This window comes from Streptococcus pseudopneumoniae (assembly GCF_001072925.1).
GTDB classification, from domain to species: Bacteria; Bacillota; Bacilli; order Lactobacillales; family Streptococcaceae; genus Streptococcus; species Streptococcus pseudopneumoniae_Q.
Genome location: NZ_JVHE01000072.1, coordinates 1 through 456 on the forward strand (window position 1 = coordinate 1; position 456 = coordinate 456).

Annotated in this window: 1 pseudogene; it reads right to left on the bottom strand. The window is 48.5% G+C overall.

What is annotated here, in order from left to right:
- Nucleotides 1-456 (bottom strand): annotated as a pseudogene (locus tag ADH81_RS11300) (hypothetical protein); the annotation flags it as partial.

Here is a 456-nt window from a genome sequence, read left to right on the forward strand (position 1 = left end):
GCCTCAGAGTCAGCAAGCACAAGCGCATCAGAATCAGCAAGCACAAGCGCATCAGAATCAGCATCAACAAGTGCATCAGAATCAGCAAGCACATCAGCTTCAGAATCAGCAAGCACAAGCGCCTCAGAGTCAGCGTCAACATCAGCTTCAGAATCAGCATCAACGTCTGCCTCAGAATCAGCATCAACAAGTGCCTCAGAATCAGCATCAACAAGTGCGTCAGAATCAGCAAGCACATCGGCTTCAGAATCAGCATCAACAAGTGCCTCTGAGTCAGCATCAACAAGTGCCTCTGAGTCAGCATCAACAAGTGCCTCTGAGTCAGCGTCAACAAGTGCGTCAGAATCAGCAAGCACATCAGCTTCAGAATCAGCATCAACGTCTGCATCAGAATCAGCAAGCACATCAGCATCAGAATCAGCAAGCACATCGGCTTCTGAATCAGCATCAACAAGT